General features: G+C 69.7%; 14 protein-coding genes and 1 tRNA gene. 9 read left to right on the forward strand and 6 right to left on the reverse strand.

Features of this window, described 5'->3' with window-relative positions; genetic code table 11:
• Nucleotides 1-17: 17 nt before the first annotated feature.
• On the reverse strand, nucleotides 18-467 hold the full coding sequence (locus tag NYP07_RS12065; protein ID WP_268150718.1) for a hypothetical protein: 450 nt from the start codon (nucleotides 465-467) through the stop codon (nucleotides 18-20).
• A gap of 168 nt (nucleotides 468-635) precedes the next feature.
• Between NYP07_RS12065 and NYP07_RS12070 the strand changes: the two genes are divergently transcribed.
• On the forward strand, nucleotides 636-3,506 hold the full coding sequence (locus tag NYP07_RS12070; RefSeq protein ID WP_268150720.1) for a valine--tRNA ligase: 2,871 nt from the start codon (nucleotides 636-638) through the stop codon (nucleotides 3,504-3,506).
• Between the two features lies 1 nt (nucleotide 3,507).
• Here NYP07_RS12070 and NYP07_RS12075 read toward each other — a convergent pair whose 3' ends face one another.
• On the reverse strand, nucleotides 3,508-4,455 hold the full coding sequence (locus NYP07_RS12075; protein ID WP_268150722.1) for an NAD(P)-dependent oxidoreductase: 948 nt from the start codon (nucleotides 4,453-4,455) through the stop codon (nucleotides 3,508-3,510).
• Between the two features lie 82 nt (nucleotides 4,456-4,537).
• Between NYP07_RS12075 and galU the strand changes: the two genes are divergently transcribed.
• Nucleotides 4,538-5,431 carry a UTP--glucose-1-phosphate uridylyltransferase GalU gene (gene galU, locus NYP07_RS12080; RefSeq protein WP_268150725.1) on the forward strand — a complete coding sequence of 298 codons (894 nt, stop codon included), beginning with the start codon at nucleotides 4,538-4,540 and terminating at the stop codon, nucleotides 5,429-5,431.
• A 63-nt stretch (nucleotides 5,432-5,494) separates the two neighbouring features.
• On the opposite strand, the gene NYP07_RS12085 is transcribed toward galU, so the two are convergent.
• The 3 genes from NYP07_RS12085 to cysM are packed head-to-tail and all read right to left on the reverse strand — an operon-like array spanning nucleotide 5,495 to nucleotide 6,742.
• The gene (locus tag NYP07_RS12085; protein ID WP_268150727.1) at nucleotides 5,495-5,722 is read right to left on the reverse strand and encodes a sulfurtransferase TusA family protein; all 228 of its coding nucleotides are present in this window, start codon (nucleotides 5,720-5,722) and stop codon (nucleotides 5,495-5,497) included.
• 4 nt (nucleotides 5,723-5,726) lie between these two features.
• On the reverse strand, nucleotides 5,727-5,849 hold the full coding sequence (locus NYP07_RS12090; RefSeq protein WP_268150729.1) for a hypothetical protein: 123 nt from the start codon (nucleotides 5,847-5,849) through the stop codon (nucleotides 5,727-5,729).
• Nucleotides 5,846-6,742 carry a cysteine synthase CysM gene (gene cysM, locus NYP07_RS12095; RefSeq protein ID WP_268150730.1) on the reverse strand — a complete coding sequence of 299 codons (897 nt, stop codon included), beginning with the start codon at nucleotides 6,740-6,742 and terminating at the stop codon, nucleotides 5,846-5,848. The genes NYP07_RS12090 and cysM overlap by 4 nt, the downstream gene beginning before the upstream one ends.
• Before the next feature lie 92 nt (nucleotides 6,743-6,834).
• Here cysM and NYP07_RS12100 point away from each other — a divergent pair.
• Together NYP07_RS12100 and NYP07_RS12105 are read left to right on the forward strand one after the other, a co-directional pair.
• Nucleotides 6,835-6,919: transfer RNA gene (locus NYP07_RS12100), tRNA-Leu, on the forward strand.
• Nucleotides 6,920-7,016: 97 nt separating this feature from the next.
• On the forward strand, nucleotides 7,017-7,631 hold the full coding sequence (locus NYP07_RS12105) for a rhomboid family intramembrane serine protease (protein ID WP_268150732.1): 615 nt from the start codon (nucleotides 7,017-7,019) through the stop codon (nucleotides 7,629-7,631).
• Here NYP07_RS12105 and NYP07_RS12110 read toward each other — a convergent pair.
• Nucleotides 7,628-8,491, reverse strand: a complete 864-nt coding sequence (locus NYP07_RS12110) for an NAD-dependent epimerase/dehydratase family protein (protein ID WP_268150734.1) — start codon at nucleotides 8,489-8,491, stop codon at nucleotides 7,628-7,630. The two genes, NYP07_RS12105 and NYP07_RS12110, sit on opposite strands and share 4 nt — an antisense overlap.
• Nucleotides 8,492-8,557: 66 nt before the next feature.
• Between NYP07_RS12110 and NYP07_RS12115 the strand changes: the two genes are divergently transcribed.
• From NYP07_RS12115 to NYP07_RS12135, 5 genes are all read left to right on the forward strand, one after another.
• Complete coding sequence (locus NYP07_RS12115; protein ID WP_268150736.1) at nucleotides 8,558-9,586, forward strand: CDP-6-deoxy-delta-3,4-glucoseen reductase; 1,029 nt, start codon at nucleotides 8,558-8,560, stop codon at nucleotides 9,584-9,586.
• Nucleotides 9,587-9,588: 2 nt separating this feature from the next.
• Nucleotides 9,589-10,317, forward strand: coding sequence for a 2OG-Fe dioxygenase family protein (locus NYP07_RS12120; RefSeq protein ID WP_268150737.1), 729 nt, complete (start codon nucleotides 9,589-9,591; stop codon nucleotides 10,315-10,317).
• Between the two features lie 70 nt (nucleotides 10,318-10,387).
• Nucleotides 10,388-11,443, forward strand: a complete 1,056-nt coding sequence (locus NYP07_RS12125; RefSeq protein WP_268150739.1) for a Leu/Phe/Val dehydrogenase — start codon at nucleotides 10,388-10,390, stop codon at nucleotides 11,441-11,443.
• A gap of 188 nt (nucleotides 11,444-11,631) precedes the next feature.
• A complete protein-coding gene (locus tag NYP07_RS12130) occupies nucleotides 11,632-13,113 on the forward strand; it encodes an OmpP1/FadL family transporter (protein WP_268150741.1) in 1,482 nt (493 codons plus the stop codon).
• 11 nt (nucleotides 13,114-13,124) lie between these two features.
• On the forward strand, nucleotides 13,125-15,449 hold the full coding sequence (locus NYP07_RS12135; protein WP_268150743.1) for an alkaline phosphatase D family protein: 2,325 nt from the start codon (nucleotides 13,125-13,127) through the stop codon (nucleotides 15,447-15,449).
• Nucleotides 15,450-15,617: the final 168 nt, after the last annotated feature.

Genomic DNA, 15,617 nt, shown 5'->3' on the forward strand with positions numbered 1-15,617 from the left:
GCCGCAATGGGCGTCCATCATGCCGGGTCGCCATGCCGGCGCGATTGGCCGAAGCGCCGCATCATGAAGCGCAGCGCCTGGCGCTGCTCGCCGTCCAGCGCGTCGAAGAACTCGGCGAAGGCATTGATGACGCCCGGGCCGGCGGCGCGCAGCGCGTCGAGCTTGGCGTCCAGCAGCTGCCGGGCCGATTCGCGCGGGAACTGCTCGCCGGCAATGAGGCCGGCCAGCTCGGAGCCGCGCGCCAGCCCCTTCAGCGCATCGCGCTGCTGCTGGAGCTGGTTGAGCCAGTTGCCGAGAAGGCGCTGCTGCTCGGTGTCCAGATCCAGCTTGTTGCCCACCCGGGCGACGAGGTGATCGACGAAGCCGTCAGCGTCAGCATGGCGGCCGAAATGAGGGCCACGATGGCCGTGGCCAGCGTGATGGTGGTGGAACTCGTGATGGCCGTGCCAGCGACGAAAAAAGTTCACGGAAGTGCTCCGAGGGCGCTCGAGGCCCGGTGGTTGGGACGGTGTCCATCATTCCGACCGCCCCGCCGCAGAGCATCTCGACGCGGTATCGCCGGGTTTCGTTTTGTATCGGGGTCGCCCCCTAAAATCGTCGGCCCAGCCCACCGCCCGTCCAGCCGAGACCGCTCCGTGACCGAACTTGCCAAGTCCTTCGAACCCGCCGCCCTGGAAGCCCACTGGGGGCCGAAGTGGGAGGCCGCCGGCCTGTATGCGCCGACCCTGGACAAGGCCAAGCCCTCCTTCAGCATCCAGCTGCCGCCGCCCAATGTGACCGGCACGCTGCACATGGGCCACGCCTTCAACCAGACGGTGATGGACTCGCTGACGCGCTACCACCGCATGCGCGGCTTCAACACGCTGTGGGTGCCGGGCACCGACCACGCCGGCATCGCGACGCAGATCGTCGTCGAGCGCCAGCTGCAGGCCACGGGCACAAGCCGCCACGACCTGGGGCGCAAGAACTTCGTCGCCCGCGTGTGGGACTGGAAGCAGGAGAGCGGCAACACCATCACCAGCCAGATGCGCCGCCTGGGCGACTCGGTGAGCTGGAGCCACGAATACTTCACGATGGACGAGAAGCTGTCCACCGTCGTCGTCGAGACCTTCGTGCGCCTGTTCGAGGAAGGCCTGATCTACCGCGGCAAGCGGCTCGTCTCGTGGGATCCGGTGCTGCAGTCCGCTGTGTCGGACCTGGAGGTCTCGTCCGAAGAGGAAGACGGCTCGCTGTGGCATATCCGCTACCCGCTGGTGGACGGTGACGGCAGCCTCAAGGCTGCCTTGGGCATCGACTCGGTCGTCGTGGCCACCACGCGGCCCGAGACCATGCTGGGCGACGTGGCCGTCATGGTCCACCCCGAGGACGAGCGTTATGCGGCGCTGATCGGCAAGCTCGTGAAGCTGCCGCTGACGGACCGCGAGATTCCCGTCATCGCCGACAACTACGTGGACCGCGAGTTCGGCACCGGCGTCGTCAAGGTCACGCCGGCGCACGACACCAACGACTACGCCGTCGGCCAGCGTCACAAGCTGCCGATGATCGCGGTGCTGGACCTGCAGGCCAGGATCAACGACAGCGCGCCCGAGACCTACCGCGGCCTGGACCGCTTCGTCGCCCGCAAGCGCGTCGTCGCCGACCTGGAGGCCCTGGGCCTGCTCGTCGAGGTCAAGAAGCACAAGCTGCAGGTGCCGCGCTGCGAGCGCACCGGCCAGGTCATCGAACCGATGCTGACCGACCAGTGGTTCGTCGCCGTCACCAAGCCGGGCGCCGACGGCAAGAGCATCGCCGACAAGGCCATCGCGGCCGTCGACACCGGCGCGGTCAAGTTCCATCCCGAGCAGTGGGTCAACACCTACAACCACTGGATGGGCAATCTGCAGGACTGGTGCATCTCGCGCCAGTTGTGGTGGGGCCACCAGATCCCGGCCTGGTACGGCACGGGCGGCGAACTCTTCGTCGCGCGCAGCGAGGAAGAGGCTAAAGGCCGCGCCAAGGCCGCCGGCTACCTGGGCGAGCTGACCCGCGACCCCGATGTGCTGGACACCTGGTACTCCTCGGCCCTGGTGCCGTTCTCCACGCTGGGCTGGCCGCAGAAGACGCTGGAGCAGGAGCTGTTCCTGCCGTCGTCCGTGCTCGTGACCGGCTACGACATCATCTTCTTCTGGGTCGCCCGGATGATCATGATGACGACGCACTTCACCGGCCAGGTGCCGTTCAAGGACGTCTACATCCACGGCCTGGTGCGCGATTCGCAGGGCCAGAAGATGAGCAAGTCCGAGGGCAATGTGCTGGACCCGGTCGACCTCATCCAGGGCTGCGACCTGGAGACGCTGAGCCGCAAGAGCACCACCGGCCTGCGCAAGCCCGAGACGGCGCCCAAAGTGGCCGCCCGCGTGAAGAAGGAATTCCCCGAAGGCATGCCGGCCTATGGCGCCGACGCGCTGCGCTTCACGATGGCCAGCTACGCCTCGCTGGGCCGCAACATCAACTTCGACACCAAGCGCTGCGAGGGCTATCGCAACTTCTGCAACAAGCTCTGGAACGCGACCCGCTTCGTGCTGATGAACTGCGAAGGCCAGGACTGCGGCCTCGCACACGACCAGGGCGCCTGCCCGCCCGGCTACAACACGTTCAGCCCCGCCGACCGCTGGATCACCAACGAGCTGCAGCGCGTGGAAGCCGCCGTGGCTGACGGCTTTGCCGAGTACCGCCTCGACAACGTCGCCAACGGCATCTACAGCTTCGTCTGGGACGAGTATTGCGACTGGTACCTCGAAATCGCCAAGGTGCAGATCCAGACCGGCGACGCGAGCCAGCAGCGCGCCACGCGCCGCACGCTGATCCGCGTGCTGGAGACGACGCTGCGCCTGCTGCACCCCGTCGCGCCCTTCATCACCGAGGAACTCTGGCAGGCCGTCGCGCCCATCGCCGGCCGCAAGGGCGGCGCCTCCGATGATTCCGGCCGCAAGGCGGTCGACTACATCGGCCAGGCACCCTACCCCGTCGCCCGGCCCGAACGCATCGACGCGAGTGCCGATGCCTGGATGGCGCGGCTGAAGGAGGTCGTCGGCATCACGCGCAGCCTGCGCGGCGAGATGGCCCTGAGCCCGAGCGACCGCGTGCCGCTGCTGGTGGGCGGCGACCTGTCCTTCCTTTCCGAGGCCGCCGCCGTGCTCAAGGTGCTGGCCAAGCTGAGTGCCGTCGAGCTGATCGCCGACGAGGCCGAGTTCGCCAAGCAGAGCGCCACCGCGCCGGTGCTGGTGCATGGCGCGGCCAAGCTCGCGCTCAAGGTCGAGATCGACGTCGAGGCCGAGCGTGCCCGCCTGACGAAGGAGATCACACGCCTGGAAGGCGAGATCGCCAAGGCCGAGGCCAAGCTCGGCAACGAGAGCTTCGTCGCCCGCGCGCCGGCCGCCGTCGTCGAGCAGGAGCGCGCCCGCGTGGCGGGCTTCAAGGAAACGGTGCTGCGGCTGCGCGAGCAGCTCGCGCGGCTGCCGAGCTGATTCAGTAGAAGCCCAACTCGGCCTTGGCCTGGGCCTTGTTGCCGCCGGGCCGCTGGCCCAGCAGCGCGTCAATGCCACGCGCCACGGCCCAGGCCGCGCGCACGCGCGACTCGCGCGTCGTGCCGGCCAGGCGCGGCGTCACTTGCAGCGTCGTGACGCCGTGCAGCGGCTGGCCGGACTCCAGCCAGCCCGGCTCCATGCTGTCGAACCAGGCCGCGCGCATCTGGCCGCTGCGCAGGGCCTGGGCCAGCGCGGCGGCGTCCAGCAGGCCCGAAGGGCCGAGATTGACCAGCACCTGGCCCGCCCTGGCGCCTTCCAGCTGGCGCGCGCCGACCAGGCCGCGGTAGCGATGGAAGTAGGGCAGCAGCAGCACCAGGCCGTCGCTGTGCTCCATCAGTTCGGCCAGGCTGACGGCCTCGATGCCCCAGCGCGCCCAGGTCGCATCGCTCGGATGCAGGGCCGGGTCGTAGCCGACGACGCGCGAGCCGAAGGCGTGCAGCAGCTGGGTCAGCACCTCGGCCGTGGGCGTCAGGCCGAGGATGCCCACCGTCGAGCAGCCCAGCTCGCGGCCGACCTTGAGCCCATCGCTGCCCTCGACCGGCACGCGGCGCAGCAGGCTCAGCAGCGCACCGATGACGAACTCGGCCTCGGCGCTGGCCGTCGAGGCCTGCGAGCGCACGACCTCCACGCCCGCCCTGCGGCAGGCCTCGACGTCGATGTTGTCGGCCCCGCCACTAGCGCGGCCGATCGCACGCAGGCCGCGCGCGCCGCGCAGCAGCTGGGCATCGACGCGGACCTCCGGCGGCGCGACCAATGCGAGAGAGCCCTGCAGCGCTTCGCGCAGGCCGTCGGCGTCGCCGACGAGTTCGGGCGCGAAGCGCGCGTCATGGCGCTCGGCCAGCCATTGCACGACATCGGCTTCGAGCGGTTCCAGGATCAGGACGGTCATCGGGGCAAGAGGCGGATTCAAGGGCCGGGCTGTCACAACCCGGTGACACAATCGCCGCGCCCTTGATCAAACCAGTGTACCCATGGCCGCTTCGACCTCCTCGCCGATCACCAAAGCCATCTTCCCGGTCGCCGGCCTCGGCACGCGCTTCCTGCCGGCCACCAAGGCCCAGCCCAAGGAGATGCTGCCCGTCGTCGACAAGCCGCTGATCCAGTACGCGGTCGAGGAAGCCTACGAGGCCGGCGTGCGCGAGATGATCTTCGTGACCGGCCGCCACAAGCGCCCCATCGAAGATCATTTCGACATGACCTTCGAGCTGGAGGTCGCGCTGGAAAACGCCGGCAAGCAGGAGCTGCTGGACGTGGTGCGCAGCGTCAAGCCCGACGACATGGAATGCATCTACGTTCGCCAGGCCCAGGCCCTGGGCCTGGGGCACGCGGTGCTGTGCGGCCAGCGTCTGATCGGCAACGATCCCTTTGCCGTGCTGCTGGCCGACGACCTGATGGTCGGCCCCCAGCCCGGCCGCGGCATCCTGAAGCAGATGGTCGAGCAGTTCGCCGAATGGCGCGCCTCCATCCTGGCCGTGCAGGAGGTGCCCGCCGAGCACACCCGCCGCTACGGTATCGCCGCCGGCACCCAGGTCAACGACTGCCTGATGGACGTGAACCGCATCGTCGAGAAGCCGGCCCCCGAGGTCGCGCCGTCGCGCCTGGGCGTGGCTGGACGCTACATCCTGACGCCGGGCGTCTTCCACGAGATCGCCAACCAGCCGCGCGGCGTGGGCGGCGAGATCCAGCTGACCGACGGCATCGCCGGCCTGCTGCGCCGCGAGAAGGTGTTTGCCTACCGCTACGAAGGCAAGCGCTACGACTGTGGCAGCAAGGAAGGCTTCCTGCAGGCCAATGTCGAACTCGCCCTCGCCCACCCGGCGCTCGGCCCGGGCTTCAGGGAATTCCTGCAGGGCCTGAATCTCTAGACTTTGCGGGACAGACCGATCGAGCGCAGCGAGTAGCTCTGTCCCCAACTGATTGAGGGCTGTTCAGCGCCTGCGCAGCACGTGGATGAATTCGTCGGCCCGGGTTTCCTGGGCCACGAGTTCATTGCCCGTCTGACGCGCAAAGGCCTGGAAGTCGCGCATCGAGCCGGGGTCGGTCGCGACGACGCGCAGCAACTCGCCGCTGAGCATTTCCGCCAGCGCCTTCTTGGCCTTCAGGATGGGCAGGGGGCAGTTCAGGCCCCGGGTGTCGAGTTCGCGTTGGACGTCCATCGCATCATTCTCGCTTCATGTCCTGCAGGTCCAGCCCCCGCGGCTCGATGCCGCGCGAGCGCAGCCAGGTCGCCAACGCCAGCTCGTCGGCGCAGGACGGGCAGAACCTGAACGGCGCGCTGCTCACGCAGGGAAGACGCCCGTGGACAGGTAGCGGTCGCCGCGGTCGCAGACGATGAAGGCGATGGTCGCGTTCTCGACCTGCTTCGCGATCCGCAGCGCCACCCAGCAGGCGCCCGCGGCCGAGATGCCGCCGAACAAGCCTTCCTCGCGCGCCAGCCGCCGGGCCATGTCCTCGGCGTCGGCCTGACTGACCAGCACCAGCTCGTCGATGCCGCTGGGGTCGTAGATCTTGGGCAGATAGGCCTCGGGCCATTTGCGGATGCCGGGGATGCGCGAGCCCTCGGCCGGCTGGGCGCCGACGATGCGCACGGCCGGGTTCTTTTCCTTCAGGAAGCGCGACACGCCGGTGATGGTGCCCGTCGTGCCCATCGCGCTGACGAAGTGGGTGATGCGCCCGCCGGTGTCCTTCCAGAGCTCGGGGCCAGTGGTCTCGTAGTGCACGCGCGGGTTGTCGGCGTTGGCGAACTGGTCCAGCACGCGGCCCTTGCCCTCGTTCTGCATCTGCTCGGCGAGGTCGCGGGCGTATTCCATGCCGCCGGTGCGCGGCGTCAGGATCAGCTCGGCGCCGAAGGCCTTCATCGTCTGCGCGCGCTCGATGGACAGGTCCTCCGGCATGATGAGCAGCATGCGGTAGCCGCGGATGGCCGCGGCCATCGCCAGCGCGATGCCGGTGTTGCCCGAGGTCGCCTCGATCAGCGTGTCGCCCGGCTTGATCTCGCCGCGCTCCTCGGCGCGCTTGATCATGCTGATGGCCGGGCGGTCCTTCACCGAGCCGGCCGGGTTGTTGCCTTCCAGCTTGGCCAGGATCACATTGCCGCGCGCATCGGCGCCGAGCAGGCGCTGCAACCGCACCAGCGGCGTCGCGCCGATGACATCTTCGAGGGTCGGGTAGTTCATGGCGGCGATTGTGCAACCGAGGGCAATGTCCGAGACTTGACGAGTGCATAATCCAGCCCCTCGCCACCACGGCGAGCAGCTGTTTCCGACGGGCCTCGGTGGCGAAATCGGTAGACGCAGGGGACTCAAAATCCCCCGCCGCAAGGTGTGCCGGTTCGAGTCCGGCCCGAGGCACCAGACGAAACAGACGCCGCAATCCGCTGGCATACACTCGCCCGACAAGCGCCGGCCCTCCCGGTGCAGGCGCCTTCCCCAGGCGCAATACCGCGCCCTCATGCCCCCGCTGCCTTCGGTCACCAAAGCCTTCCTGCTGGCTTGCGTCGGCGTCTTCTGCTTCTTCGAGCTCTTCCCCGCACTGGAACCCTGGTTCGAACTCTGGCCGCTGGCCTCGGGTGGCTTCATGCCCTGGCAGCTGTTGAGCTATGCCTTCCTGCACGGCGGTTTCACACACCTGCTGTTCAACATGCTGGGCCTGTGGATGTTCGGCGGCGAGCTGGAGCGCGTCTGGGGCCCGCGCCGCTACACGCAGATCCTGGTGGCAAGCACGCTCAGCGCCGCCGGCGCACAGCTGCTGTTCACGTTGCCCGGCGTACAAAGGCTATTTGCCGAGCTGACGGGATTCCCTGTGATGATGGCGCCCACGGTCGGGGCCTCCGGCGCGATCTTCGGCCTGCTGCTGTCCTTCGGCATGCTGTTCCCCAACCGCATCATCGTGCCGCTGATCCCGCCCATCCCGATGAAGGCCAAGGTCTTCGTCGCAATCTTCGGCGGGCTGGAGCTCATCCTCGGCTTCAGCGGCAGCAGCGGCGTGGCCCACTTCGCCCACCTGGGCGGCATGCTGGGCGCCTGGCTGCTGATCCGCCACTGGCGCTCGCCGCGGCGGCGCTAAAGCCCTTCGCGCGGCGTCGGGTAGCGCAGCCTCAGCCGCAGCTCGCGCTTGAGCCTGGCGTTGGACAGGCGGCGCGATTCGCTCCAGAAGCTCAGCTGCAGCGCGCCCATGCGCTCGGCCGCCTCGGCGCGCGCGATGCGCTCGGGCCGCGGCAGGGCACCCAAGTCCGCCGCAAGGTCGAAATAGTCGCCCATCAGCAGTTGGCTGTCGTCGCAGACGTTGACGGCGCGTTGCGGCAGGCCGCGCAGCAGCGCCAGCAGGCAGGCGCGCGCCAGGTCGTCGGCGTGGATGTGGTTGGTGAACACATCGTCCTCGCGCCTGAGCACCGGCGTGCCGCGCAGCAGGCGCTCGCGCGGATGGCCGCCCTCGCGGTCGCGGGCATAGATGCCCGGGATGCGCAGCAGGCTCACACGCGTGCCGTGGCGGCGGCCGAAAGCGCGCAGGCCGGCCTCGGCATCGACGCGGCGGCGCGCGCGGTCGGTGGCGGGGTTCGGCGCGCGCGTCTCGTCGATGAAGTCGCCAGCGCAATCGCCGTAGACGCCGGTCGTGCTCGCATAGACCAGGGCCGCCGGCGGCCTGCGCGCCAGGGCCGAGAGCAGCCGGCGCGTGCGCGCGTCCGTGTCGCCGTCACGGGCGGGCGGGGCCAGGTGCAGCACGAAGTCGGCCAGGCCGGCCAGCCGGGCCAGCGTGGCCGGCTCGTCGAGGTTGCCGACCAGCGGCACGGCACCCGCCGCTCGCAGGCCGGTGGCACGCTCGGGGCTGGACGTCAGCGCGAACACGCGCCAGCGGCCGGCCAGCAGCTGCAGCACGCGCAGGCCGACGTCGCCGCAGCCGATGATCAATAGCCTCGGGGTGGTCATTCGGGGGTCGGGCAAAATGGCGGGCAGTCTACGGCCCGCCCTGGGCCGCTGCTTTTTGCATCGTCCATGCCCCATCAGATCACCATCCAGCCCGCCGGCCGCGTCTACACGACCGAGGGCGACGACACCCTGCTCGCCGCCGCCATCCGCAACGGCGTCGGCCTGCCCTATGGCTGCAAGGACGGCGCCTGCGGCTCCTGCAAGAGCAGGCTGCTCGAAGGCGCCGTCATCCACGGCAACCACCAGCCCAAAGCCCTGTCGGCCGAGGAAGAGGCCGCCGGCTTCATCCTGACCTGCTGCGCGCGGCCGCAGACCGACTGCGTCGTCGAGGCGCGCACGGTGCCGGGCGCCGGCGAGTTCCCGGTGCTGAAACTGCCCACGCGCGTCGTGGCCGTCATGAAGCCCGCGCCTGATGTGGCCGTGCTGACCATGCAACTGGCCGCCAACCAGAACTTCCAGTTCCGCGCCGGCCAGTACGTCGAGTTCATCCTGCGCGACGGCTCGCGCCGCAGCTACTCGATGGCCAACGCGCCGCACACTCTGCCGGGCCAGATCGAGCTGCACATCCGCCACATGCCCGGCGGCAAGTTCACCGACCATGTCTTCGGCGCGCTGAAGGAGAAGGACATCCTGCGCATGGAAGGCCCGTTCGGCAGCTTCTTCCTGCGCGAGGACGGCGCCAAGCCCATCGTGCTGCTGGCCAGCGGCACGGGCTTCGCGCCGATCAAGGCCATCATCGAGCGCGCCCGCCACGTCGAGTCCACGCGGCCCATGGTGCTGTACTGGGGCGCGCGCAGGCAGGCCGACCTCTACCTGAACGACTGGGCGGCACGGATCGCGGCCGAATGGCCGACGCTGAGCTATGTGCCCGTGCTGTCCGAGCCCGATGCCGGCTGGACGGGCCGCACCGGCTTCGTCCACCGCGCCGTCATGCAAGACCTGCCGGACCTGTCGGGCCACCAGGTCTATGCCTGCGGCGCGCCGGTCATGGTGGACGCGGCGCATAAGGACTTCGTCGCGCAGTGCAGGCTGCCGGAGGCGGAGTTCTACGCCGACGCCTTCACGTCCGAAGCGGACAAGCACGCCAAGGCCTGAGCATGTTCGAGCCGCCCTGGACCGATCCGGCCGACGTCGTCGGCGCCCTCAAGCGTGATGGGGAGGCCGTGCTCGCCCCGTCTTCCCTCGGCATCCTGGGCGCGTCCGCGACCGATCTCGACACCCTCAAGCCCTGCTGGGACGACCTGCCGCCGGACGGCTATCTGCGCGACGGCGGGCGCTACCGCTTCCGCCGCCACGGCTGCTTCGTCGCCGACGGCGGCACGCTGACCCTGGCCCCGCACCGCGCCCACTGGCAGCCGCTGGACTACAACGCGCTGCACGGCGGCATGCAGCGCTGGTATGTGCCGCTGGCCCAGGAGATGGCCGCGTCGCCGGCCTGGACGGCACTGCTGCTCGGCCTGGCTCGCGTGACCTCGCAGCTCAAGGGCGAGCAGCCCTGGTTCATCGAGGCCCACCCCTTCCGCATCGACACCAGCGACGGCATCGGCCGCCCGACGCCCGAGGGCGCCCACCGCGACGGCGTGGACCTCGTGGCCGTGCTGCTGGTAGGCCGCCACCAGATCAAGGGCGGCGAGTCGCGCGTCTTCGAGGCCAAGGGCCCGGCCGGCCAGCGCTTCACGATGACCGAGCCTTGGACCGCGCTGCTGCTCGACGACGAGCGCGTGATCCACGAGACCACGCCCATCCAGCCGCTGGCCGCCGGCGAGCGCGGCTGGCGCGATACCTTGGTCATCACCTTGCGAAGTCACGGCTTCCAGGGTCCGTAAAATCCCCAACGGCCACGCCAAAAGCGTGGCCGTTCTTCCATCACTGCCGCGCCTACCCGGCGCCCGACGCATGACCCCGACCTCCCTCTTCGGCCTGCCCGAGCAGGCTCCCCACGAGCGCGTGCTGCTCGCCACCGACCCGGCCACCGGCCTCAAGGCCATCCTGGCCGTGCACAGCACCGCGCGCGGCCCCGCCTTCGGCGGCTGCCGCCTGTGGCACTACGACTCCGAACTCGCCGCGCTGAACGATGCGCTGCGCCTGTCGCAGGGCATGAGCCTGAAGAATGCGCTGGCCGACCTGCCCTTCGGCGGCGGCAAGGCCGTCATCCTGAAACCCGAGGGTGCCTTCGATCGCCCCGCGCTGTTCGCCGCCTTCGGCCGCGCCGTGCAGTCGCTGAACGGCGCCTACATCACGGCCGAGGACGTCGGCACGACCACCGCCGACATGCGCGGCATGCAGGCCTTGACGCCCTATGTCAGCGGCATCCCGCGCGAAGGCGCCTTCGGTGGCGACCCCAGCCCCAAGACCGCCTGGGGCGTGTTCGTCTCCATCCGCGCCGGCGTCCGCCTCGTGCTGGGCCGCAACTCGCTCGAAGGCGTGCGCGTCGCGCTGCAGGGCCTGGGCGCCGTCGGCTGGCACCTGGCCGAGTTCCTGCACCAGGCCGGCGCCAGGCTGGTCGTGGCCGACGTGGATGCGGTCAAGGTCGAGCGCGCCGTCGCGCAGTTCGGCGCCGTGGCCGCCCATGTGGGCGAGATCCTGGCCGCCGACGTCGACGTGCTGGCCCCCTGCGCCCTCGGCGCCTCGCTGAACGAGCAGACGGTGCCCGCCATCCGCGCCCAGCTGATCGCCGGCGCGGCCAACAACCAGCTCGCCACGCCGGCCGACGGCGACGCGCTGCAGCGCCGCGGCATCTGCTACCTGCCCGACTACCTGGTGAATGCCGGCGGCATCATCAGCGTCGCCCGCGAGTACCGCAACGAGGGCGAGGAACAGGCCGTGATGGCCGAGGTCGGCAAGATCGCCGAGCGCGTCGAGGAACTGCTGGCCCGCGTGCAGGCGGCCGACTCGACGCCGGCCCGCGTGGCCGACGACTGGGCCCGCTCCAAGCTCGTGCGCCCGGCCTGAACCGCATCGCCGCCCACCGGGCGGCGGGCTTGAGGCCTAACGGTTTTTCCGGTCGGCAGCCCCGCGCTGCCGACTTCTAGAGAGACCACTCGAATTCAGGGTTTCCCCAGGGCGGTTGTGACCTCCTGGCGACAGGGCGCTGCCCACAATCCGCGCCGGTCACGCACGATTACCCCGGAGACAAGCCCATGCCCAGAATCCCACGCCTGATGGCGCGCCCGCTGCTGGCCGCCATCGCCCTGCTGCCCCTGGCCCTGACGGCCCCGACGGCTCATGCCGCCGGCTATCGCTTCGGCACGCAGAGCGCCGCCGCCGAAGGCACGGCCAATGCCAACGGCGCCGAGGCCGTCGACGCGAGCACGCTGTTCGCCAACCCCGCCGGCATCACGCGGCTGGGCAAGGGCTGGAACTTCTCCGGCGTGCTGGACTACGTCGACCCGAAGACACGCTTCACCGACGAAGGCTCCTTCATCTCGCTGCCGGGCTCCGGCCTGCAGCCGCGCCAGATCGGTACCGTCGGCGACACGACGAGCTTCGCCAAGGCCCAGGTCGTGCCGCATGCCTACCTGAGCTACCAGGGCGACAACGGCCTGGCCTACGGCCTGGGCGTGTTCGTGCCCTGGGGCACCAAGCTCGACTATCCGGCCAGCTGGGGCGGGCGCTACAACCTGCAGTCGGTCGAGCTGAAGTCGCTGTCGATCAACCCCAACATCGCCTGGAAGGTCACGCCCGAGCTGTCGCTGGCCGGCGGCCTGAACCTGCAATACATGGAAGGCAAGCTGCGCCGCGCGGTGCCCTATGCCTCCGTCTACGCGGCCGGCCTGCTCGGTGCCGCCCACCAGGCCGCCGTCGGCGGCGCGCCGGGCCTGGCCCTGCAGCTGCAGCAGCAGGCGGCCCAGGTCTTCGGCGACCCGAGCTACGACGGCGCCATCGCCGTCACCGGCAAGAACTGGGGCCTGGGCTTCAACCTCGCGCTGCTGTGGGAGCCCGCGGCCGGCACGCGCGTCGGCCTGAGCTATCGCAGCAGCGTCGGCCAGAAGCTGCGCGGCAGCGCCGACTGGACCCAGCCCGGCACGCTGCCGGCCAATGTGCTGGCCGCTGTCAAGGCCGCGCCCTACAACGGCGTTTCGGCGCTGGACCACAACGGCTCCGACGCCAGCCTGTCGGTGCGCACGCCCGAGTCGCTGTCGCTGCACGGCTTCCAGCAGCTGACGCCCACCGTCGCCGTCATGGGCGACTTCACGTTCACGCGCGACTCGCAGCTGAAGCAGCTGCGCATCGACTTCGCGAACACGACGGCCGACTCCATCACCGCCGAGCACTGGAAGGACAGCACCAAGGTCTCCATCGGCGCGCAGTGGAAGGCCCTGCCCTCGCTGATGCTGCGCACCGGCTACAGCCGCGACCTCTCGCCCGTGCCGTCCGCCACGCGCAGCCCGGCCCTGCCCGACGCGGCGCGCACCTGGTTCGCGCTGGGCGCCAACTGGGCCTTCATGGACAACGCCAGCGTCGACTTCTCCTTCGGCCATGTGAAGCTGAAGGACGCCGCGATGACCGCCACCGACGACGGCGACGGCGAGACGCCGTGCAACTGCTCCTTCGCAACCGCGCGCGGCAACTACGCCACCAAGGCCACCATCTTCGGCCTGCAGTTCAACTACAAGTTCTGAGGAGGCTCACCATGGATCGCCGCAATTTCCTTCGTCGCAGCGCCGCCCAGGCCGGCGCCCTGATCACCGCCTCCACCGCACTGTCCAGCCTCGTCGGCTGCGGCGGCGGCGGTGACGCCGGAGCGCCCATCCAGCCGCTGCCGGCCACCTTCCCCGGCACCAGCACGCCGCTGCCGACGACGGCCGCCGCGAGCGGCTCGTTCAAGTTCCCGCAGTCGGTCGCCTCGGGCGACCCCAAGCCGGACGGCGCCGTGCTGTGGGCCCGCGTGGTGCCCGCCAGCGCCGACGACGTGGCCACCGCCACCGGCGCCGGCAGCTACAGCGTCACGCTGAAGATCAGCAGCGCCGACAACAGCGCCAACCTCGGCACGACCACGGCGCTGAGCGGCAGCATCGACGCGAGCGCCGACGTGCCGGTCTACGAGTTCTACGACCACTCGCTGCGCCACCGCATCAGCGGCCTGAAGCCGGCCACCGTCTACTACTACCAGTTCACGGCCGGCTCCAGCAGCTCGCGCGTCGGCAGCTTCAAGACGGCGCCGGCCAGCGATGCCGACATCGGCTCGCTGAACTTCGCCTACATCACCTGCCAGGACTGGAGCGTGAACCACTGGGCCGGCCTCGATGCGCTGGCACAGGAGAACATCGACTTCATCGTCCACCTGGGCGACTACATCTACGAGGCCGTCGGCGCCAGCTACCAGACCGGCGGCGTCGAGAGCGCCCACGCGGCGCTGGCCCTGCCCGACGGCACGGCCCTGCCCACCGGCGGCAAGTACGCGACGACGCTGGCCGACTACCGCTACCTCTACAAGCGCTACCGCACCGACCGCCGCCTGCAGAACCTGCACGAGCGCTTCGCCTTCATCGCGATCTGGGACGACCACGAGTTCAGCGACGACTGCTGGCAGGACCGCGAGGTCTACGACAACGGCAGCTTCAACGCGGCCACCGGCGTCGGCGACAACACGGCCCAGACCTCGCGCCGCCTCGCGGCCACCCAGGCCTGGTTCGAGAACATGCCGGCGGAGGTCTCCTTCACGCTGGATCCCGGCCAGGGCATCACCAACATCCGCCTCTACCGCGACTTCAGGTTCGGCAAGCTGATGCATCTGGTCATCACCGACCAGCGCCTCTACCGTGCCGACCACATGATCCCCGAGGCCGCACCCAATCCGCTCACCGGCCAACCCATCGGCGCCATCGGTGCACGCTATCTGGTGCCGCAGACCAGCTTCAATGCGGTCGAGGCGGCCAAACTCGCGGCCGGCGCCAAGCTGCCCGACCCGCTGGCCGTGGTCAGCATGCTGGGCGCGGCGCAGCGCCAGTGGTGGGTGCAGACGATGACGACCTCCACCGCGCAATGGAAGGTCTGGGGCAACGAAGTCTCGCTGCTGCGCATGAGCGTCGATGGCGCCAAGATCCCGGCCGCGCCGGCCGCGTTCAAGACCAATTTCCTGCTCGACTGCGACCAGTGGGACGGCTACAACGCCGAGCGCAAATACCTGATGGGCCAGCTGCTGGCCAAGGGCGTGCAGAACGTCGTCGCCGTCACCGGCGACATCCACGCCTTCTATGCCGGCGTCGTCATGGCCGACTACGACGCGGCGACCCAGGTGCCCGCCATGGTCGACCTCGTCACGGCCGGCGTATCCAGCAACTCCAACTTCAGCTACTTCTACGGCGCGGCCAGCCAGCCGGCGTTCGCGGCGCTGAAGCCGCTGGTCGCAACCAGCGAGGCCGAGGCCGAGGGCATCGCCATCCAGATGCTGAGCGCGGCCATCGCGATGGGCGCCGGCGTGACCGACCTGAGCAACACGGCGGCCATCACCGCCGCCGTGCAGGCCGCCATCGCCGCCCACGTCATCACGGCCGCCGCCGTGACGCCGACGCCCACGCTGTCCAAGGCCGTCATCAACACCTTCGACGAGACCCAGGCCGGCACGATGGGCAGCATCGTCGCCAACACCATCGCCGGCCTGGCCGCCGCGTCCAGGTCGGTGGCCGCGATGACGCTCTACGGCCTGATCCAGCAGAAGCTGGCCGCGGCCCTGGGCATCCCGGCCGCCGCCGTGCCGGCGTCGGAAGTCATCAAGCGCCTGAACCCGTTCGCCAATTCGACGACGGCCGCGGCGCCCACGGTCAACAACCCGTGGATCAGGTATGTCAACAGCGATGCCCAGGGCTATGCCGTCGTCTCGCTGAGCAAGACCGAACTGGTGTGCAACTTCAAGAAGGTGGCACGCCAGGTGGGTGGAGTGGCCCCGACGACCCCGGTGGCCAGCGTCAAGACGGCCCGCGTCGCGGCCGGCGTGACGGATGTGACCGTGAGCTGATCCTCACGTCGGCACAGCAGAACGCCCGGCACCGCCGGGCGTTTTTTTCGGTGCGCCCGGCAGGGTGCACCTACTCGGAGGTGAGAGTCCTCTATCAGCCCGGCAAGGGGAATGGTTAGCCAATGGCAAGGGTTCCGCGGGTGACTGTGGGTCTGAAGGAAGCCGGAT

The organism is Pelomonas aquatica (assembly GCF_026712205.1).
GTDB lineage: Bacteria > Pseudomonadota > Gammaproteobacteria > Burkholderiales > Burkholderiaceae_C > Pelomonas > Pelomonas aquatica.